The following is a 23,148-nucleotide window of genomic DNA, read 5'->3' as shown; positions in this document are numbered from 1 at the left end:
GCCACGATGCCTTTGTCAGGCTGGCATATGACATTGCGATGTGCTGCGTTTCAGACAGCCTTCCCTCGGCCTATGGCAATGGCGTGATGTTGCTGCCATGCTCGTCTGCGCAGCGAGGCGATCATCGCCTCGACCCCCCTACGCTCAGCGCACCAGTGCATCTTCCTCGAAGATCGCCAATGCTGTCGCTTTCGAGGTCCGCTCCACTGTTCCAGGCGCCCGAAGCGCTGTCGAGTCCGGGTTCGGGATACGACCGGGTCGCCGGGCTGCCCGCGCGTTCCATCATCCGGTCGCTCGCGCGGCCGGAGCCGCACCGTGGGGACTGCTACGGAAGCAGCCCGCCTTCCTTCATTCCCCGGCTCACGAGGTGTCGATGTGATGCGCTTCCCCTTGGATTCGGACGCTGATCGTGTCGCTGTCGTCGGCATGGCGGGCAGGTTGCCGAAAGCCCCGGACCCGGAGGCGTTCTGGCGGCTGCTGTGCGATGGGGCCGACGCGATCACCGCGCCGCCCGTGGGCCGGCAGGGCCTACGGCACGGTGGCTACCTGGACCGGGTGGACGGCTTCGACGCGGCGTTCTTCGGTGTGTCCCCCCGTGAGGCCGCAGGCATGGACCCGCAGCAGCGGCTCATGCTCGAACTCGCCTGGGAGGCACTGGAGGACGCCCGGATCGTGCCGGGCACGCTGACGGGCGGCCCGACGGGGGTGTTCGTCGGCTCCATGTGGGAGGACTACACGTCCCTGGCCTACCCCGGTCACATCACGCCGCACACGCTGACCGGCACCAACCGGGGCGTCATCGCGGGCCGCGTCTCGCACTTCCTCGGTGTGCGCGGACCGAGCATGACGGTCGACACGGCCCAGTCGTCGGCGCTGGTCGCGGTGCACCTGGCGGTCGAGAGCCTGCGCCGCGGCGAGTCGGTGCTCGCCCTGGCCGGAGGGGTGAACCTCAATCTGACCGCCGCCCGCGAGGAGGGAGCGGCGGAGTTCGGCGGCCTGTCCCCGGACGACCGCTGCTTCACCTTCGACGCCCGGGCCAACGGCTTCGTCCGCGGCGAGGGCGGCGCCTTCATCGTCCTGAAACCGCTGGACCGGGCCCTGGCCGACGGGGACCGCGTCTACGGTGTCATCCGGGGCAGCGCGGTCAACCACGACGGCGCGACCCAGAGCCTGACCGTGCCCAGCGCGCAGGCCCAGGAACAGGTCATCCGCGAGGCACTGGCCCGCGCCGGCGTCCGTCCCGCGGATGTGCAGTACGTGGAGCTGCACGGCACCGGCACCGCTGTCGGCGACCCCGTCGAGGCCGCCGCCCTCGCGGCGGCCTACCGCGATCCGGCCGGGTCAACAGACACGGAGGGCGACGCCGACAGCGCCCTGCGGGTCGGATCCGCCAAGACGAACGTCGGCCACCTGGAAGGCGCCGCGGGCATCGTCGGGCTCCTCAAGACCGTCCTCAGCGTGTACCACCGCGCACTGCCGCCGAGCCTGAACTACAAGACCCCCAACCCGGGCATCCCGCTCGACGCACTGGCGCTGCGGGTCCAAACCGCCCTGACCCCTTGGCCGCGGCCGGACGCGCCCCTGCTCGCCGGAGTGTCGTCGTTCGGCATGGGCGGCGCCAACGCGCACGTGATCGTCGAGCAGCCGCCCGCACCGGTCGCGCCGCCGGTCCGGCGGCCCGCCCCCGGGGGGCCGGCGCCGTGGATCGTCACAGCGCGAACCAAGCAGGCGCTGGGAGCGCAGGTCGAGCGTCTTCGCGAACACGTGCGTAGCCGCCCGGACCTGACCGGCGCCGAGGTCGCGCACGCGCTGGCCACCACCAGGACCCGCTTCGCGCACCGCGCGGTCCTGCTCGACTCCGCCCAGGTCGCCGCCGGCCGGGCCGGCACCCCGGGCCGTACCGTCTTCGTGTTCCCCGGCCAGGGCGCCCAGTGGGCCGGCATGGGCCGGGAGCTGTACGCCGCGTACCCCGTCTTCCGGGCCGCCATGGACGAGTGTGCCCAGGCCCTGGCCCCGTACACGGACTGGTCCCTGGCCGATGTCCTGGACGGCGCGCCGCTCGACCGCGTGGACGTCGTGCAGCCCGCCCTGTTCGCGGTGATGGTGTCCCTGGCGGCACTGTGGCGCTCCTTCGGTGTCGAGCCCGACGCGGTGGTTGGGCACTCGCAGGGCGAGATCGCCGCGGCCTGCGTCGCGGGCGCGCTGCCGCTGTCCGACGCGGCCCGGATCGTGGCACTGCGCAGCCGCGCGCTGGCGGCGCTGACCGGCCGGGGCGGCATGGTGTCCGTGGCCCTGTCCGCCGAGCGGGCCGAGGACTACGTGTCGCGGTGGGGCGGCGCGTTGACGGTCGCCGTGGTCAACGCCACCGGCTCGGTCGTGGTGTCCGGCGACACGCAGGCCCTGTCCGAACTGGTCGAGTCCTGCGCGGCGGACGGCGTCCGCGCACGCGTCGTCCCGGTGGACTACGCCTCCCATTCCGCGCACGTCGAGACGATCCGCGAGCGGCTGCGCACCGAACTGGGCGGTGTGCGGCCCCGGCAGGGCACCATCCCGTACTACTCCGCGGTCACCGGCGGCCTCCTCGACGACACCACGCAGCTCGACGCCGGCTACTGGTACCGCAACCTGCGCGAGCCGGTCCGCTTCGACCTGGCCACCGCCGCCCTGCTGGCGGACGGGCACGACGTCGTGGTCGAGGTCAGCCCGCACCCGGTGCTGCTGCCCGCCCTCGAACAGACCCTGGAACAGGCCCGCGAGCGGACCGGCGTGCCCGGCGTCGCCACCGGCACGCTGGGCCGTGACCGGGGCGGGCCGGACGTCTTCCTGACCGCGCTGTCCCGGCTGTTCGTGGCCGGCGTGCCGGTCGACTGGTCCCCGGCCGTCACCGAGGCCGCGCCGGTCGACCTGCCCACGTACGCCTTCCAGCGTCGCTCGTACTGGCTGCCCGACGCGACAGCCGGGCAGAGCGGCCGGACCCCGGCCGACCCGGGGACGCACGCGGCGGAGACCACCGCGCCCGGCCGGCCGGACGGCGGCCCGGAGATCCGCGGCACCGGGGCGGGCGGCACGGACACGGACGACCCCGAGCCGGGCGACACGGTCGACGCGGCCGCCCTGGTCACGGCGCAGATCGCGCTCGTGCTGGGCCACGAGGACCCCGCGGACATCGATCCCGCGCTCACCTTCAAGGACCTCGGCTTCGACTCGGTCACCGGGCTCGAACTGCGCAACCGCCTGGCCGGCGCCCTGGACCGGCACCTCCCCTCCGGTCTCGTCTACGACCACCCGACGCCCGCGGAGCTGATCGACTGGCTGCGCGGCCGGGGCCCCGGCGACCGGCCGGCCCCCGCCGCCCCGGCTCTCCACGACGACCCGGTCGTCATCGTGGGGATGGGCTGCCGCTTCCCCGGCGGGGTGGCCTCGCCGGACGACCTGTGGCGGCTCGTCGCTCAGGGCGTGGACGCGATCGGCGACTTCCCGGACGATCGCGGCTGGGACCTGGGCGGCCTGTACGACCCCGAACTGCGCGGCGCCGGCACCACGTACACCACCCGGGGCGGGTTCCTGGAGGCGGTGGCCGGCTTCGACGCTCCGTTCTTCGGCATCTCGCCCCGCGAGGCGCTCGCCATGGACCCGCAGCAGCGGCTCGTGCTGGAGACGGCCTGGGAGACCTTCGAGCACGCCGGGATCGACCCGGCCTCGCTGCGCGGCAGCCACACCGGCGTGTTCACCGGCGTCTGGTCGTCCGGCTACGCGACCGGGCCGGGCCTGCCGGAGGACCTGGAGGGCTACCTGTTCACCGGCGTCGCGACCAGCGTCACGTCCGGCCGGGTCGCCTACCACCTCGGGCTGCGCGGTCCGGCGCTGTCCGTGGACACCGCCTGCTCGTCGTCCCTGGTCGCCGTCCACCTGGCCGCCCAGGCCCTGCGCGCGGGCGAGTGCTCGCTGGCGCTCGCCGGCGGTGTCACGATCATGGCGACACCGCTGGGCTTCACCGAGTTCTCCCGCCAGCACGGCCTCGCGGTGGACGGCCGCAGCAAGCCCTTCGCCGCCGCGGCCGACGGCACCAGCTGGGCCGAGGGCACCGGCCTGGTGCTGCTGGAACGCCTGTCGGACGCCCGCCGCAACGGCCACCGGGTGCTGGCGGTCGTCGCGGGAAGCGCGGTCAACCAGGACGGCGCGTCCAACGGCCTGACCGCGCCCAACGGCCCCTCCCAGGAACGCGTCATCCGTCAGGCACTGGCGAACGCCGGACTGGAGCCGTCCGACGTGGACGCCGTCGAGGCCCACGGCACCGGCACCACCCTCGGCGACCCCATCGAGGCCCACGCCCTGCTGGCCGCCTACGGCCGGGACCGGGCGGAGCCGTTGTGGCTGGGGTCGGTGAAGTCGAACATCGGCCACACCCAGGCCGCCGCCGGCGTGGCGGGCCTGATCAAGATGGTCATGGCGATGCGGCACGGCGAACTGCCGCGCACCCTGCACGTCGACGCCCCCACCCCGCACGTCGACTGGGCCTCCGGTGGCGTCCGGCTGCTCACCGAGGCCCGGCCGTGGCCGGAGCGCGAGCACCTGCGCCGCGCCGGCGTCTCGGCCTTCGGCATCAGCGGCACCAACGCCCACCTGATCATCGAGCAGTCCCCCGACCCGGACCCCGGCCACCTTCCCGAACCCGCCGACCTGACCGCCCCCACCGCCTGGCTGCTGTCCGCGAAGACCGACGCCGCGCTGCGCGCCCAGGCCGAGCGGCTGCACGCGTACGCCACCGCCCACCCCGACGTCCCGGCCGCCGCGATCAGCCGCGCACTGGCCGCCCGCACCCGGTTCGCGCACCGGGCCGCGGTGGTCGGCACCGACCGGGACGACCTGCTGTCCGGCCTGGCCGCGCTCCCGCCGGGACTGCCGGACCGTACCGGCGGGACTGTGTTCGTCTTCCCCGGACAGGGCTCGCAGTGGGCGGGCATGGGCCGTGACCTGTACGAGCAGTCCGAGGTCTTCCGCGCCGGCATCGACGCCTGCGCCGCCGCCCTGGCCCCGTACACCGACTGGTCGCTGGTCGACGAACTGCGCCACGGCCCACTGGACCGCGTCGACGTGGTCCAGCCGGCCCTGTTCGCCGTCATGGTGGCGCTGGCCGACCTGTGGCGGTCCTACGGTGTACGCCCGGACGCCGTGGTCGGCCACTCCCAGGCGGAGATCGCGGCCGCCTACGTCGCCGGCGCGCTGTCGCTGCGGGACGCCGCCAAGGTCGTGGCGTTACGGTCCAGGGCACTGGCCGTCATCGCCGACCGGGGCGGCATGGTGTCCCTCGCGCTGTCCGCCGAGCAGGCCGCCGGCTACCTGGCCCGCTGGGGCGAGCGGCTGACCACCGCCGTGGTGAACGGGCCCGCGGCGGTCGTGGTGTCCGGCGGCCCCGACGTGCTGGACGAACTGCTGGCCGCCTGCGAGACCGACGGCATCCGCGCCCGCCGCCTGCCCGTCAACTACGCCGCCCACTCCGTCCAGGTCGAGGCGATCCGCGAGCAACTGCTCACCGAACTGGCGGACATCACGCCCCATTCGGCGGCGATCCCGTTCTACTCCACGGTCACCGGCGAGCCGGTCGACACCTCCGCACTCGACGCGGGCTACTGGTACCGCAACCTGCGCGAGCCCGTACGGTTCGACCTGGCCACCGCCCGGCTCACCGCCGACGGCCACGACCTGTTCCTGGAGGTCAGCCCGCACCCGGTGCTGGTGCCCGCGCTGGATGTCGCCGCCACCGGGACACTGCGCCGCGATCACGGCGGCCTTACCGAGTTCCTCGCCGCCGCGGGACGCCTCCACGCCGCCGGAGCCGACGTCGACTGGACCCCGGTCCTGCCCCGCACCGCACCCGGGGCGGACCTGCCCACGTACGCCTTCCAGCGCGAGCCCTACTGGGTGACCGCGACCCCGCCGGTGCCCTGCGACGACTGGCGGTACGAGGTGGCGTGGGCGCCGACGAGCGGCACCGCGGCCCCGGTGGACCCGGCTCGCTGGCTCGTTCTGGCCACGACCGGGCACCCGTGGGCCGAAGCCCTGCGCGAACGGGGCTTCGCGGTGGCCGACACCTGGGACGCGGCCGACACCCCGGACGCCCGGCCCCGGCCGGACGGTGTGCTGTCGCTGCTGGCGCTGGACGAGGAGCCGCACCCCGATCACCCGGTGCTCCCGGCGGGCCTGGTCCGCACCCTCGATCTGGTCCGCGCCCTGGACCCGGTGCGGACACCGGCCGTCCCGCTGTGGTGCGCGACCAGCGGCGCCGTGAGCACCTCGGGCACCGACCCGGTCACCAGCCCGGCCCAGGCCCTGGCATGGGGCACCGGCGCGTCCGCGGCGCTGGAGTTCCCGCACGCCTGGGGCGGCCTGGTCGACCTTCCCGCCGTGCCCGACGAGGACAGCGTGAACGCGCTGCTCGGCGTGCTCGCCGGCCCGGGCGAGGACCAGGTGGCGATCCGCGGCACCCGGCGCTTCGCCAAGCGGCTGCGCCACAAGGCCCCGTCGGGCCCGGCCGCGCGGCCCTGGCGGCCGCGGGGCACGGTGCTGGTCACCGGCGGCACCGGTGCGCTCGGCGGACACGTGGCCCGCCGCCTCGCGCGGCAGGGCGCGGAGCACATCGTGCTGGCCGCCCGCCGAGGCCCCGACGCACCCGGAGCGGCCGCCCTGCGTGACGAACTGGAGGCAGCCGGGGCCCGGGTGACGGTGGCGGCGTGCGACGTGGCCGACCGGGACGCCCTGCGGGACCTCGTCGAGCGCGTCGGCGACATCCGCGCTGTCTTCCACACCGCCGGCGTGATCAGGGCGACCAGGCTGGCCGACACGACAGCGGCGGAGTTCGCCGAGGTCGTCGCGGCCAAGGTCGCCGGGGCGGCGAACCTGGCGGAACTCCTGCCGGACCTCGACGCCTTCGTCCTGTTCTCCTCCACCGCGGGCGTGTGGGGCGACGGCCACGGTGCGGCCTACGCCGCCGGCAACGCCTTCCTCGACGCCCTGGCCGCACAGCACCGCGCCCAGGGCCGCGCCACGACCTCCGTCGCGTGGGGCATCTGGGCCGAGGGCGGGATGGCGGCCCTGGAGTCCGTGCAGCACCAGCGCACCCTGCTCGGCCTCGGCGAACTGGACCCGGGCCGGGCACTCGACGCGCTTCAGGACGTCCTCGACCACGACGAGGCCCTGGCGGTCGTCACCGAGACCGACTGGGCACAGTTCGCCCGCGCCTACACCCACGCGCGGCCGAGCAGGCTGCTGCGGGACCTGCCCGAATCCCACAGCCGGCCGCGGGCCCCCAGGCCCGCGCCCCCCGCCGGCGGCACCGACCTGCTGGAGCTGATCACCACCCACGTCGCCGGAGTGCTGGGACACGCCACCCCCGGGCGGCTCGACCCCCGGCAGGCGTTCAAGGACCTGGGTTTCGACTCGCTGACCGCGGTGGAACTGCGCAACCGCCTGACCGCCGCGCTCGGGGTGAGACTGCCCGCCACCCTCGTCTTCGACCACCCCACCCCGGCACGGCTGGCCGCCCACCTGTCCGGCGAGACGGGCGAGCGGAACGCGCCGCAGGCCCCGGCCGCGACGGACGAGCCGATCGCCGTCATCGGCATGGGCTGCCGCTACCCCGGAGGCGTCGACACCCCCGAGGACCTGTGGCGGCTGGTCGCGGACGGCGTGGACGCGGTCGGCGACTTCCCGGCCGACCGGGGATGGGACATCGACCGCCTCTACGACCCGACGGGAAGCCGCCCCCGCACGTCGAGCACGTCCCGGGGCGGCTTCCTCGGCGCCGCCGGCGACTTCGACGCGGCGTTCTTCGGGATATCCCCCCGCGAAGCGCTCGCCATGGACCCGCAGCAGCGCATCCTGCTGGAGACCGCGTGGGAGACCGTCGAGCACGCCGGTATCGACCCGACCGCGCTGGAGGGCACACCCACCGGCGTGTTCACCGGCATCTGGTCCACCGGTTACGCCACCGGGCCGGTCCCCGACGACCTGGAGGGCTACCAGGTCACCGGCACCGCGTCGAGCGTGGGGTCCGGCCGGCTGGCGTACCAGCTGGGCCTGCTCGGCCCGGCACTGTCCCTGGACACCGGCTGCTCGTCGTCCCTGGTGGCCTTGCACCTGGCCGCCCAGGCGCTGCGCTCGGGAGAATGCTCCCTCGCCCTGGTCGGCGGCGTCACCGTCAACGCGGCACCCACACTGTTCACCGAGATGTCCCGGCAGGGAGCGAGCGCGCCCGACGGCCGCAGCAAGTCCTTCGCCGCCGCGGCCGACGGGGCGGGCTGGGCGGAGGGCGCCGGCCTGCTGCTGGTGGAACGCCTGTCCGACGCCCGCCGTAACGGCCACGAGGTACTGGCCGTCGTCCGGGGCTCCGCCACCAACCAGGACGGCGCCTCCAACGGCCTGACCGCGCCCAACGGCCCCTCCCAGGAGCGGGTGATCCGTCAGGCCCTCGCCCAGGCCGGGCTGGAGCCGTCCGAGGTGGACGCGGTGGAGGCCCACGGCACCGGCACCACCCTCGGCGACCCCATCGAGGCCCAGGCGCTCCTGGCGACCTACGGCCGGGACCGGGCGGAGCCGTTGTGGCTGGGGTCGGTGAAGTCGAACATCGGGCACACCCAGGCGGCGGCGGGTGTGGCGGGTGTCATCAAGATGGTCATGGCGATGCGGCACGGCGAACTGCCGCGGACCCTCCACGTGGACGCCCCCACCCCGCACGTCGACTGGGAGTCCGGCGCGGTCCGCCTGCTCACCGAACCGGTCGCCTGGCCCGGGAGCGGGCGGCCACGACGGGCCGCCGTCTCCGCCTTCGGTATCAGCGGCACCAACGCCCACGTGATCCTCGAACAGCCCGCCGAGGCCGTCTGCGCCGCACCCTCCCCCCGGGGCCACGCGGACGACCAGGTCCTCTGGCCGCTGTCGGCCAGATCGGATGCGGCCTTGCGGGAGCAGGCGCGCCGGCTGGTCGCCTTCACCGCCGTGCATCCCGAGGTGAGTCCGGCGGCGGTCGGGGGCGCGCTGGCCGCCCGCACCGTGTTCGAGCACCGGGCGGTGGTGGTGGGCACCGCCGAAGCGCTGGACGTCCTGGCCGAGGGTGGCACGGTGCCGGGTCTGGTCACCGGGACGGTCCGCCCGTTGGGTCGGTCGGTGTTCGTGTTTCCGGGGCAGGGTGCGCAGTGGGCGGGGATGGGTGCGGAGTTGTACGGCTCGGAGCCGGTGTTCCGCGAGGCGATCGACGCGTGTGGTGCGGCGTTGGCGCCGTACACCGATTGGTCGTTGGTGGAGGTGCTGACCGGTGGTGGTGGGCTGGAGCGGGTGGACGTGGTGCAGCCCGCCCTGTTCGCGGTGATGGTGGCGCTGGCGGAGTTGTGGCGTGCTCATGGTGTGGAGCCGGATGCGGTGGTGGGGCATTCGCAGGGGGAGATCGCGGCGGCGTACGTGGCCGGCGCGTTGTCGTTGGAGGACGCAGCGAAGGTGGTCGCCCTGCGCAGCAGGGCCCTGGTCGCCCTGGCGGGCCAGGGCGGCATGGTCTCGGTCGCGCTGTCCGCGGACGACGCCGCCGGCTACTTGAGCCCCTGGGGCGACCGGATCACCGTCGCGGTGATCAACTCCCCCTCGACCGTCGTCGTGTCCGGCGAACCCCGGGCCCTGGACGAACTGCTGGCAGCCTGCGCCAGGGACGGCGTACGCGCCCGCGCCGTCCCCGTCGACTACGCGGCACACTCGGTCCAGGTCGAGGCCGTCCGCGAGCGCCTTCTGACCGACCTCTCGGACGTCCGGCCCCATTCGGCGGCGATCCCGTTCTACTCCACGGTCACCGGCGAGCCGGTCGACACCTCCGCACTCGACGCGGGCTACTGGTACCGCAACCTGCGCGAGCCCGTACGGTTCGACCTGGCCACCGCCCGGCTCACCGCCGACGGGCACGAGGTGTTCGTGGAAGTCAGCCCGCACCCGGTGCTGGTACAGGATCTGGACGGCGTGGCGACCGGCACTCTGCGCCGCGACCACGGCACCATCGGGGAATTCCACACCGCTCTGGCCCGCCTCCACGTCCAGGGCGTCGCCGTGACCTGGCCGCACGACCGCCCGCACGGCGTCAGCCTGCCGCGCTACGCCTTCCAGCGCAGCACCTACTGGCTCACCCCCGCGGCCGGCGACCACGGCACCGGGCACCCGCTGGCGGGCACCACCGTCGAACTGCCCGACGGGAGCACCGTGCACAGTGGCCGCGTCTCCACCCGCAGCCATCCCTGGCTGGCCGACCACGCTGTTGAAGGAACGATTCTGCTGCCGGGCACCGCCTTCCTCGAACTCGCCACCCTGGCCGGCGGGACCCTTGACGATCTCGTCCTGCACCAGCCCCTCGCGCTCTCGGACACACCGACGGACATCCAGGTCTCGGTCGGCGCCCCGGACGACGCCGGCCGCAGCCCGGTCACCGTGCACTCCAAGGGCGGCGACGGCTGGGTCCGCCACGCGTCCGGAACGCTCGGCGGCCAGGTGACGGCCGGACGCCTCGACTGGCCCGCGCGGAACGCCGAACTCGTGGACCCCGAAGGGTTCTACGCCTTCCTCGCCGGACTCGGCTACCAGTACGGACCCGCGTTCCGGGGTGTGCGGGAACTGTGGCAGGGCGAGGACGAACTGTACGCCGAGGTGTCCGTCCCCGACGGCGCCGGCTTCGGCATCCACCCCGCGCTCCTGGACGCCGCACTCCAGCCGCTGATCCTGCTCGGCCCCGACACCCGGGTCCGGCTGCCGTTCTCCTTCTCCGGCGTCACCGTGCACACCACCGGGGTGTCGTCCGCCCGGGTCCACCTGGCCCGCACGGGCACCGACACCTACCGCGCGACACTGACCGACCTGTCCGGCAACCCGGTCGCGGACATCACCGCGCTGACCGTCCGCCCGGCCGCCGAGCCCCGGGCCGCGGTGCTGCACACCCAGTGGGTGCCCCTCACCGCGAACACGCCGACCGAGGTGGTGCCGAGCCCGGTACTCACCGCGGACGCCGACGCGGACTCCGTGCACGCCCTCCTCCAGCGGGCCCGCGCGCTCATCCAGGACTTCCTGGCCGAGCAGCCGGAACGGACGGCCGCGCGCCTGGCCGTCCTGACCCGCGGCGTGGCCGGCGCGGCCGTACGCGGCCTGGTCCGCAGCGCCGCCGTCGAGCACCCCGGCCGGTTCGTCCTGGTCGACATGGGCGACGCGTCCGAGGAGGACGCGGTCCGCGCCGCCATGACGGCCGGCGGCGAACCCGAACTGGCCCTGCGCCCCGAAGGCGTCCTCGTGCCGAGGCAGGCCCGGTACGCGCCGGAACTGACCGCCCCCGACGGCGCGTACCGGCTCAGCGAGTCCGGCACCGGGCAACTGGACGACCTGGCCCTGCTGCCCTGGCACGAGGCCGCGCTGGAACCCGGCCAGGTACGGGTCGCCGTACGCGCGGCCGGCCTGAACTTCCGCGACGTGCTCATCACCCTCGGCATGTACCCGGACCGGCCCCCGTTGGGCGGCGAAGGGGCCGGCACCGTCCTGGAGGTCGGTCCCGGCGTCACGGCCTGGCGGCCCGGCGACCGCGTCATGGGAATGATGCCCGGCGCCTTCGGACCGCGCGCGGTCGCCGACCACCGGCTCCTCACGGCGATCCCCGACGGCTGGAGCTTCACCGAGGCGGCGTCGGTGCCCATCGCGTTCACCACCGCCTGGTACGCGCTGTTCGACCTCGGCGAACTGCGCCCCGGCGACCGGGTCCTCGTCCACTCCGGCGCCGGCGGAGTGGGCATGGCCGCCATCCGGCTGGCCCTGGGCAGCGGCGCGGAGGTCTTCGCCACCGCGAGTCCCGCCAAGTGGGACACCCTGCGGCGCCTCGGACTGGCGGACGACCACATCGGTTCGTCCCGCGACACCCGGTTCGCCGACCGGTTCCCGGCCATGGACGTCGTCCTCAACTCGCTCGCGGGAGAACTCACCGACGCCTCCCTGCGGCTGCTCGCCGGCGGCGGACGGTTCGTCGAGCTGGGCAAGACGGACGTCCGCTCGCCCGAGGGCCGGATCTACCGGGCCTTCGACCTCAACGACGTCGATCCCGAGCGGCAGGGCGACATCCTCTCCCGGGTCGTGGCGATGGTCGCCGACGGGACGCTGGAGCCGCTGCCGGTCACCGCCGCGGACCTCCGCCAGGCCGTCGCCTCCTTCCGGCTGATGAGCCAGGCCCGCCACATCGGCAAGATCGTCCTCACCGTCCCCCGGCCGATCGATCCCGACGGCACCGTGCTGGTCACCGGCGGCACAGGCACCCTCGGCCGGGCCGTCGCCAGGCACCTGGTGTCCCGCTACGGGGTACGGCACCTGCTGCTCGTCGGCCGCGGCGGTGGCGCGGTGCCGCACCTGGAAGCGCGAGGAGACGCCGACGTGCGGGTCGTGGCCTGTGACGTCGCGGACCGGGACGCGCTGGCGGCCGTACTGGACTCGATCCCGGCCGAGCATCCGCTCACCGCCGTCGTCCACGCGGCCGGCGTGCTCGACGACACCGTCGTGGAACGGCTGACCGCGGAGCAGCTCGACCGGGTGCTGCGTCCCAAGGTCGACGGCGCCTGGCACCTGCACGAGCTGACCCGCGAGGACCCTCTCGCGGCCTTCGTACTGTTCTCCGCGGCCGCGGGCGTCCTCGGCAACGCCGGTCAGGCCGGCTACGCGGCCGCGAACTCCTACCTCGACGCGTTCGCCGCACACCGGCAGACCCTCGGACTGCCCGCCGTGTCGATGGCCTGGGGCTACTGGGAGCAGGAGAGCGGCATGACCGCCCACCTCACCGTGGCCGACCGCCAACGCCTCGCCCGCAAGGGCATCCGTCCCCTCAGCACCGAACGCGCCCTCGCCATGTTCGACACCGCGCTGGCCGCCGGACGTCCCGCGCTGACCACGGCCAACCTCTCGATACCGCGGACCCTGCCGACGCCCAAGCCCCCCGCGTCGGACCTGCTGTCCCTGGTCGCCGCGCACACCGCCACCGTCCTCGGCCACTCCGACGCCGCCGCGATCACCCCCCGACTCGCCTTCCGCGACCTCGGCTTCGATTCCCTGACCTCCGTCGAACTGCGCAACCGCCTCGCCGGCGCCACCGGCCTGCGGCTGCCCGCGACCCTCGTCTTCGACCACCCCACCCCCGCCGACCTCGCCGACCACCTCACCGCCGAACTCTCCGGTGCGGGTGGGGGTGGGGTGCCGGTGGTGTCGTCGGTGTCGGTGGGTGGGGTGGGTGGTGGGGATGATCCGGTGGTGATCGTGGGTATGGGGTGCCGGTTGCCGGGTGGGGTGGGGTCGCCGGAGGAGTTGTGGGGTGTGGTGTCGGGTGGGGTGGATGGGATCGGGGGGTTTCCGTCGGATCGTGGGTGGGATGTCGAGGGGTTGTTCCATCCGGATGCGGGTCATGCGGGGACGTCGTATACGCGGTGGGGTGGGTTTTTGGAGGATGCGGCGGGGTTCGATGCCGATTTCTTCGGGATTTCGCCGCGTGAGGCGTTGGCGATGGATCCGCAGCAGCGGGTGTTGCTGGAGACGGCGTGGGAGACGTTGGAGGACGCGGGGATCGATCCGACGTCGTTGCGGGGCAGTCAGACGGGTGTGTTCACCGGCATCTGGTCCTCCGGCTACGTAGGCAGCCCCGACCAGGCACCACCCGACACCGAGGGCTACCTCGCCACCGGCATCTCGCCGAGCATCACCTCCGGCCGGGTCTCCTACCTGCTGGGCCTCCAGGGCCAGGCCGTGTCCGTCGACTCCGCCTGCTCCTCGTCACTGATGGCGATCCACCTCGCCGCGCAGGCACTGCGCTCGGGGGAGTGCACACTCGCCCTGGCCGGCGGGGTGACCGTGAGCGTCACCCCCCTGCAGTTCACGGAGTTCTCCCGCCAGCGTGCCCTGGCCCCTGACGGCCGATGCAAGCCCTTCTCGTCAACGGCTGACGGTACGGCGTGGGGTGAGGGCGCGGGTCTGGTGCTGCTGGAGCGGTTGTCGGACGCCCGGCGCAACGGTCACCGGGTGCTGGCGGTGGTGCGGGGTTCGGCGGTGAACCAGGACGGGGCGTCCAACGGGTTGACCGCGCCCAACGGCCTTTCCCAGGAGCGCGTCATCCGCCAGGCGCTGGCGAACGCCGGGCTGGAGCCGTCCGAGGTGGACGCGGTGGAGGCCCACGGTACGGGGACGACGCTCGGCGATCCCATCGAGGCGCGGGCACTCCTGGCGACCTACGGTCAGGGACGGGACCAGCCGTTGTGGCTGGGGTCGGTGAAGTCGAACATCGGGCACACGCAGGCCGCGGCGGGTGTGGCGGGTGTCATCAAGATGGTGATGGCGATGCGGCACGGTGAACTGCCGCCGACGCTGCACGTCCAGGAGCCCACGCCGCACGTCGAGTGGGACACCGGTGACGTCCGGCTGCTGACCGAGGCCCGTCCGTGGCCGGAGACGGGGCGCCCCCGCCGCGCGGGCATCTCGGCCTTCGGGGCCAGCGGCACCAACGCCCACGTCGTCATCGAACACTTCCCGGAAGAGACCCCCGAACAACACACCGGGGACGACTCCGCGGAGCCCACCGTGTGGCTGCTGTCCGGCACGACGGACGACGCCCTCCGCGCCCAGGCCCGACGGCTCGCGGACCACATCATGGCCCACCCCGGGCTCCGGCCGGCCGCGATCGGCCGGGCCCTCGCCACCACCCGCACCATGCTCGCCCATCGGGCGGCCCTGGTGGGCAGCACCCGAACCGACCTCATGGCGGAACTGGCCGCCCTCGCCGACGCAGACCCCAGCGTCATCACGGGGGTCGCCGGTTCGGTGAGACGGTCGGTGTTCGTGTTCCCGGGGCAGGGTGCGCAGTGGGTGGGGATGGGTGCGGAGTTGTACGGCTCGGAGCCGGTGTTCCGCGAGGCGGTCGACGCGTGTGGTGCGGCGTTGGCGCCGTACACGGACTGGTCGTTGGTGGAGGTGCTGACCGGTGGTGGTTCGTTGGAGCGGGTGGACGTGGTGCAGCCCGTCCTGTTCGCGGTGATGGTGGCGCTGGCGGAGTTGTGGCGTGCTCATGGTGTGGAGCCGGATGCGGTGGTGGGGCATTCGCAGGGGGAGATCGCGGCGGCGTACGTGGCGGGCGCGTTGTCGTTGGAGGACGCAGCGAAGGTGGTCGCCCTGCGCAGCAAGGCTCTGGTCGCGTTGGCGGATCAGGGCGGGATGGTGTCGGTCGGTCTCGGGCATGAGCGGGCGGTCGGTTTCGTGGCCCGTTGGGGCGGCCGGTTGACGGTGGCGGTGGTCAATGCCCCCGGTTCGGTCGTCGTGTCGGGTGATCTGGACGCGTTGGACGAACTGGTGGCGGCCTGTGAGGCCGACGGCATCCGCGCCCGCCGTCTGCCGGTGAACTACGCGGCCCACTCCGTCCAGGTCGAGGCGATCCGCGAGCAACTGCTCACCGACCTCACCGACATCACATCGCACCCGGCGCAGATCCCGTTCTGTTCGACGGTGACCGGCGAGGCGATCGACACCTCTGCCCTCGACGCCGGCTACTGGTACCGCAACCTCCGCGAACCCGTACGCTTCGACCTCGCCGTCGAGGCCCTGACGCAGGACCAACACGACGTGTTCGTGGAGGTCAGCCCGCACCCCGTACTGGTCCCGGTGATGGACGGCGTGGTGACCGGCACACTGCGCCGCGGCAGCGGCAGACAGGAATTCCACCTCGCCCTGGCGCGCCTGCACACGCAAGGTGTGACCGTCGACTGGACCCCGGTCTTCCCCGGCGAGCCCCGGCACGTCCCGCTGCCGACATACGCCTTCCAGCACCGGCCGTACTGGTTGAACCCCGCCGCCGCGAAGGGCGACGTGTCGGCGGCCGGACTGGACTCGACCGGGCACCCGCTGCTCGGGGCCGTCGTCGAACTGGCCGGGGACCAGAGCGTCCTGCTCACGGGGCGGCTCTCGACGGCCACCCGGCCATGGCTGGCCGACCACGTCGTCCTCGGCTCCGTGCTGCTGCCCGGCACCGTGTTCGTGGAACTCGCCCTGCACGCCGGACGACAGGCCGGCTCCGACGTCCTGGACGAACTGGTACTGGAAGCCCCCATGATCCTGCCGGACGACGGTTCCGTGCCGGTCCAGGTCGTCGTCGGCGCACCGGACGGGACGGGCCGGCGCCCCGTCACCGTGCACTCCCGGACGGACGGCACCTGGCTGCGGCACGCCACCGGCGTGCTCGCATCCGGCGGTCCCCACCCGTACGACACCGGCGAGACCTGGCAGCCGTCCGGCGAGCCCGTCGACCTGACCGACTTCTACGACACCCTCGCCGCCCAGGGCTACGAGTACGGGCCGGTGTTCGCGGGCGTACGCGAGATCCGGCGGCAGGGCGACGAACTCTACGCCGAGGTGGCGCTGCCCGCCGACACCCGCGACCGCTTCGGTCTCCACCCCGCGCTGCTCGACGCCGCACTCCAGCCGCTGACCCTGCTGGCGGCCGGTCGCCTGCCGTTCTCCTTCGCCGGGGTGTCGATGCGGGAAGCCGGCTCCACGGCCCGGGTCCGCCTCACACCCACCGGCCCCGACACCTTCCGGGTCGCGCTCGCCGACGAGTCCGGCCCGCTGGCGGTGATCGACGCACTGACCGTGCGTCACCGGCCGCCGGGCCTGCCGGTCGCCGGGACCCACCAGCTCTACCGCCTCGACTGGGTGCCCGTCGAGACCACCGGCGAGCCCCCGGCCGTCCACCACGTCACACCCCCGGCGGGAGACCCCGTGGCGGCCGCGCACACCGTCGCCGCCGAGACGCTGGGAGTGCTCCAGGACTTCCTGCGCGACGGGGACGGCCGGCTGGCCGTCGTGACCCGCGGGGCGGTCGGGCCGGACCCCGTCGACCTGCCGTCCAGCGTCGTCTGGGGCCTGGTCCGCGCGGCCCAGGCGGAACACCCCGACCGGTTCGTGCTCATCGACACCGACGACCGCGTCCTCGTCGCGGGGGACGAACCGCAGCTGGTCGTCCGCGGCGGCGCCGCCCATGCCGCCCGCCTGGTACGGGCCGAAGCGGCCCCGGCACCCGGCCCGCTCGACCCGAACGGCACCGTGCTGATCACCGGGGGCACCGGAACACTGGGCCGCCTCCTCGCCCGGCACCTGCGCGACCGGCACGGCATCCGGCACCTGCTCCTGCTCGGCAGGACCGCGGCGGAGGTGGACTTCGACGCCGAGGTGGTGGCCTGCGACGTGGCCGACCGGGACGCGCTGGCCGCCGTACTGGACTCGATCCCGGCCGCGCACCCGCTGACCGCGGTCGTGCACGCGGCCGGCGTGCTCGACGACGGCGTCGTCGAGTCCCTCACGCCCGCCCGGATCGACCAGGTGCTGCGGCCCAAGGCCGACGCCGCCTGGCACCTGCACGAACTGACGAAGGACCTCGGCCTGAGCGCGTTCGTGCTCTTCTCGTCCGCCGCCGGTGTGCTGGGCGGCCCGGGCCAGGCGAACTACGCTGCCGCGAACGCCTTCCTGGACGCCCTCGCCGTGCACCGGCGTGCCCGGGGTCTGCCGGGCGTGTCGCTGGCCTGGGGGCAATGGGCCGAGTCCAGTGGGCTGACCGAACACCTCACCGACACCGACCGCAAGCGCCTCGCCCGCGCCGGCGTGCTGCCGATGCCCACGGACCAGGCGCTGGCACTGTTCGACCTTTCCCTGGGCGCCGCCGATCCCGCACTGGTCCCCGCACACCTCGACCTGTCGGCGGCGTCCACCCGGCCCCTGCTCAGCCGCCTCACCCGGACCAGGCCCGCCCGGCGCACGGACCGGCCGGACCTGGGCAGGGAACTGGCGGCCCTGCCCGAGACCGAGCAGCACAACCGCGTCCTGGAAGTGGTCACCGGCCAGACGGCCGCGGTCCTCGGCCACACCGACACCGCCGCCGTCAGCGCCGAACGGGCCTTCAAGGACCTGGGCTTCGACTCGCTCACCGCGGTGGAACTGCGCAACCGCCTGTCCGCGGTCGCCGGCGTACGGCTGCCCGCGACCCTGACCTTCGACTACCCGACCCCCGACGCGCTGGCCGGCCACCTGCGGGACCTCCTGGTCGGCGCCCGGCGCCAGGCCCCTGCCTCACCCGTGCCGGCTGCGGTTCCGGTGTCGGGTGATCCGGTGGTGGTGGTGGGGCTGGGGGCCCGGTATCCGGGTGGGGTGGGATCGGCGCGGGAGTTGTGGGGTGTGGTGTCGGGCGGGGTCGATGCGGTGGGGGAGTTCCCGTCGGATCGCGGGTGGGATGTGGGTCGTCTTTATGATCCGGCCGGCGGTCCGGGAACCTCGTACACACGGTGGGGCGGCTTCCTCGACACCGCCGGCGGCTTCGACGCGGCGTTCTTCGGTATTTCGCCGCGTGAGGCGTTGGCGATGGATCCGCAGCAGCGGGTGTTGCTGGAGACGGTGTGGGAGACGTTGGAGGACGCGGGGATCGATCCGACGTCGTTGCGGGGCAGCCAGACAGGTGTCTTCACCGGCATCTGGTCCTCGGGCTACGGCGCCGGGGCACAGCCGCCCGACCTGGAGGGCTACCTCTCGACGGGCACGGCGACGAGTGTGACCTCCGGGCGGGTGTCGTACCTGCTGGGGCTGGAGGGTCCGGCGGTGTCGGTGGACACGGCGTGCTCGTCGTCGCTGGTGGCGATCCACCTGGCGGCGCAGGCGCTGCGGGCCGGGGAGTGCTCGCTGGCCCTGGCCGGTGGCGTGACGGTCATGGCGACGCCGGCGGGGTTTGTCGAGTTCTCGCGGCAGCGGGGGCTGGCGGCCGACGGGCGGGTGAAGGCGTTCGCCGAGGCGGCTGACGGTACCGCGTGGGGTGAGGGTGCGGGGCTGGTGCTGCTGGAGCGGTTGTCGGACGCCCGTCGCCATGGTCACCGGGTACTAGCGGTCGTCCGGGGCTCGGCGGTGAACCAGGACGGGGCGTCCAACGGGTTGACCGCGCCCAACGGCCCTTCGCAGGAGCGCGTCATCCGCCAGGCGCTGGTGAACGCCGGGCTGGAGCCGTCGGAGGTGGACGCGGTTGAGGCGCACGGCACCGGGACGACGCTCGGCGATCCCATCGAGGCGCAGGCTCTCCTGGCGACCTACGGCCGGGACCGGGTGGAGCCGTTGTGGCTGGGGTCGGTGAAGTCGAACATCGGGCACACGCAGGCGGCGGCGGGTGTGGCGGGTGTCATCAAGATGGTGATGGCGATGCGGCACGGGCAGCTGCCGCCGACGCTGCATGTGGATGCGCCGACCTCGCACGTCGACTGGGAGTCCGGGAACATCCGGCTGCTCACCGAGGGCCAGCCCTGGCCCGGCAACGGCCGGCCGCGTCGCGCGGGCATCTCGGCCTTCGGCATCAGCGGTACGAACGCGCACGTCATCCTGGAGGCACCGGCCGAGTCCCCGGCCGCTTCCGATAGCGAGACCCCTGCCGTCGTGCCGGTGCCGTGGCTGCTGTCGGCGAAGTCGGACGCGGCGCTGCGCGACCAGGCCCGCAGGCTGCGCGGGTTCCTCGCCGAGCACCCCGAGGTCACACCGGCAGAGGTGGCCGCCGATCTGGCCGCGCGGGCTCGGTTTCCGCACCGTGCCGTGCTGACGGACCCGGCCGGCCTGGACGCGCTGATCGACGGAAGACCCGGAATCGTCACGGGCACCGCCTCCCCGGGCAAGTCGGCGTTTGTGTTCTCTGGCCAGGGTGGTCAGTGGGTGGGGATGGGGCGGGGTTTGTACCGGGTGTTCCCGGTGTTCGCCAGGGTGTTGGACGAGGTGTGTGGGTTGTTGGGTGCCGGTGGAGGTGTTGTTCGAGGACGGGGAGGGGGTGTTGGGGGAGACGTTGTTCACGCAGGCCGGGGTGTTCGCGTTGGAGGTGGCGTTGTTCCGGTTGGTGGAGTGGCTGGGGGTGCGGCCGGATTTCGTGGTGGGGCATTCGGTGGGTGAGGTCGCGGCGGCTCATGTGGCGGGGGTTGTGGGGCTGGAGGATGCGTGTGTGCTGGTGGGGGCGCGGGGCCGGTTGATGCAGGGGCTGGCCGGTGGTGGGGCGATGGTGTCGGTGCGGGCGTCGGCGGAGGAGGTGACGGGGTCGCTGGTGCCGGGTGCTGAGCTGGCGGCGGTCAACGGCGTGGATGCGGTGGTGGTGTCGGGGGACGAGGCGGCGGTGGCCGCGGTGGGTGAGGTGTGGCGGGGTCGTGGGCGCCGGGTGCGGCGGCTGGTGGTCAGTCACGCGTTCCATTCGGCGCGGATGGATCCGGTGCTGGAGGAGCTGGGCCGGGTCGCGGCGGGTCTGTCGTTCGCTGAGCCGGTGATTCCGGTGGTGTCGACGGTGGCCGGACATCCGGTGGACATGGGGGAGCCCGGGTATTGGGCGCGGCAGGTGCGCGAACCGGTCCGGTTCGCCGACGCCATGGAATGGCTGGTGGGCCGGGGGGTTACGGGGTTTGTGGAGGTGGGTCCGCATCCGTTGCTGGTGGGTAATGGGTTGATGCGCCGTGGCGGGGATTCTCCGGAGCAGGTGCTGGCGGGGCTGGGCCGGTTGTGGGCGGACGGCGCCGCGCACTGGATGCCACCCACCACCACGTCGGCCAGAGCGGACGCGCGGGTGCCTTCGTATCCCTTCCAGCACCAGCACTACTGGCTCCAGCCCACCACCCCGGTGACGGCCGGTGACGGCCGGATCGACCACCCGCTGCTGCGGGACGCCATGGAACTCCCCGACGACAACGGCGTGGTGCTCACGGGACGACTCGCCACCGCCGCGCAGCCGTGGCTCACCGAACACGTCGTCTCGGGCTCGCCCCTGCTGCCCGCCGCGGCGTTCGTGGACCTGGCGCTCCGGGCCGGCGAACACGTCGGCTGCCCGGCGGTCGAGGACCTGACGCTGGAGACACCGCTGGTGGTCGCGGACGGCGTGCAGGTGTCCGTGACCGTCGGCCCCGAACGCGCGGGCCGGCACAGCGTCTCGATCCACTCGCGGACAGACGGCGAGTGGGTACGGCACGCCACCGGAACCCTGGGCGCCGTACCCGTCGTACCACGGGAGCCCTGGGCACGGCAGTGGCCGCCGCACGCCGAAGCCGTCGCCCTCGACGCCTTCTACGACGACCTGGCCGACGCCGGATTCGCCTACGGCACCGCCTTCCAAGGTCTGCGCGCGGCCTGGCGCGACGGCGACACCCTCTACGCGGAGGTGTCCGTACCCTCCGGCGACCCCCGGTTCGCCCTGCACCCCGCCCTGCTCGACGCCGCGATCCAGACCGTGACCGTCTCCGACGACCGGGCGAAGATGCCGTTCTCCTTCGCCGGGATCTCCTGGTGGCGCGGGGCCGAGCACGCCAGGGTCCGGCTGACCGTGACCGGTCAGGACACCTGCGCGATCGGCCTCGCCGACCAGTCGGGCGCCCCGGTCGCCGAGATCGCCTCGCTGACCCTGCGCCCGCCGGCCGGGGCCACCACGCAGGACGTGCTGTACCAGGTCGCGTGGCCGGTCCTGGAAGCGGCGACCACCGAAGTGGACATCCCGGTCCACCACGCCACCTCGCCCGTCGAGACCCTGCGGGTGCTCCAGGACTTCCTCACCACGGACACCCCGCGCATGGTGGTCGCCACGCGCAACGCCGTGCCGGTCCGGCCGGGCGAGGACGTCGACCCGCAGGCCGCCGCCGTCTGGGGCCTGGTCCGGTCGGCCGCCACCGAGCACCCCGGCCGGTTCGTACTGGTCGACGGCGACGACGGCGAGGTCCGGCTGGCCGGTGACGAACCCCAGCTCGCGCTCCGCGCCGGCGCCGTGCACGTCCCCCGCCTCGAACGGGCGCGGACCGCACCGCAGCCCTATCGGCTCAGCCCCGAGGGCACGGTGCTCGTCACCGGCGGCACCGGCACCCTGGGCGGCACGATCGCCCGCCACCTCGCCGTACGGCACGGCGTGCGGCACCTGCTGTTGGTCAGCCGGAGCGGCCCGGACGCCCCCGGAGCGGCCGAGCTGACCTCCGACCTGGCCGTGCTGGGCGCGACCGTCGTCATCGTGGCGTGCGACGTGTCCGACCGTGAGGCGGTGGCACGGCTGCTCGCCGAACACCCGGTCACCTCGGTGATCCACGCGGCGGGCGCGCTGGCCGACACCGTCGTGGAATCCCTCACCCCGGAGCAGTTCGCGCGCGTGTGGGGGCCGAAGGCCCTCGCGGCGCGGCACCTGCACGAACTGACCTCGGACCTGGAGGCTTTCGTGCTGTTTTCGTCGGCGGCCGGTGTGCTGGGCGGCGCGGGCCAGGCGAACTACGCGGCGGCGAACGCCTACCTCGACGGCCTCGCCGCCCACCGGCACACCCAGGGCGAGCCGGCCGTGTCGCTCGCCTGGGGCTACTGGGCGGAGGCCAGCGGCATGACCGGCGGTCTGACCGCCACCGACCGGCACCGCCTGGCCAGGGCGGGCGTACGGCCGCTGCCGACGACGGAAGCGCTGGCCCTGTTCGACGCCGCGCTGACCGCGGGCACCCCGACCCTCGTCCCCGTCGGGTTCGACCTGCCGGCGCTGCGCCGCGCCGGCGACCCGCCCGCCCTGCTGCGGGAGCTGGTACGGCCCCGGCGCAGGCAGCCCGCCGACCGCGTGTGGACGCCGGCCGACGTGCTGCGACTCGTCGTGGGCCAGGTCGCCCTGGTCCTGGGGCACGCGTCACCGGAGGCGGTCAACCCCGACCGGGCGTTCACCGACATCGGGTTCGACTCGCTCACCGCCGTCGAACTGCGCAACCATCTCGACGCGGACACCGGCCTGCGCCTGCCCGCCACGCTCGTCTTCGACCACCCGACACCGGCCCGCCTCGCCGCCTTCGTGCACACACGGCTGCACGGCACCGCACCCGACCCCCTGCTCGCCGAACTCGACCGGCTCAAGACCACCCTGGACGCGGCAGCCGCCGAGGCCGACTACGAGACCGTCGCGGCCCGCCTCGAAGCGCTTCTCGCGGCCTGGACCGCCAAACGCGCCGGCTCCGCGGCCGGTGTCGACGACGCGAGCGACGACGAACTGTTCAGCCTTCTGGACGATGCGCACCGCAGGACCGAGGTCATCCGCTCGGGCGAGTCCCGAAACGCTGAGGAGTAGCG

At 73.9% G+C, this 23,148-nt stretch carries 1 protein-coding gene and 1 pseudogene; both read left to right on the top strand.

The window, feature by feature from the left end:
* Positions 1-426: 426 nt before the first annotated feature.
* Positions 427-19,986 carry an SDR family NAD(P)-dependent oxidoreductase gene (locus ACSURM_RS00380; protein WP_436952284.1) on the top strand — a complete coding sequence of 6,520 codons (19,560 nt, stop codon included), beginning with the start codon at positions 427-429 and terminating at the stop codon, positions 19,984-19,986.
* A pseudogene (locus tag ACSURM_RS00375) lies at positions 19,901-23,146 on the top strand (SDR family NAD(P)-dependent oxidoreductase); the annotation flags it as partial. The gene ACSURM_RS00380 and the pseudogene ACSURM_RS00375, both read left to right, overlap by 86 nt.
* Positions 23,147-23,148 lie beyond the last annotated feature (2 nt).

It is taken from the genome of Streptomyces sp. SudanB182_2057, assembly GCF_964272715.1.
GTDB lineage: Bacteria > Actinomycetota > Actinomycetes > Streptomycetales > Streptomycetaceae > Streptomyces > Streptomyces rubradiris.
The sequence above is the reverse complement of the archived record's forward strand: the minus strand, read 5'-3'. Positions and strand labels throughout refer to the sequence as shown.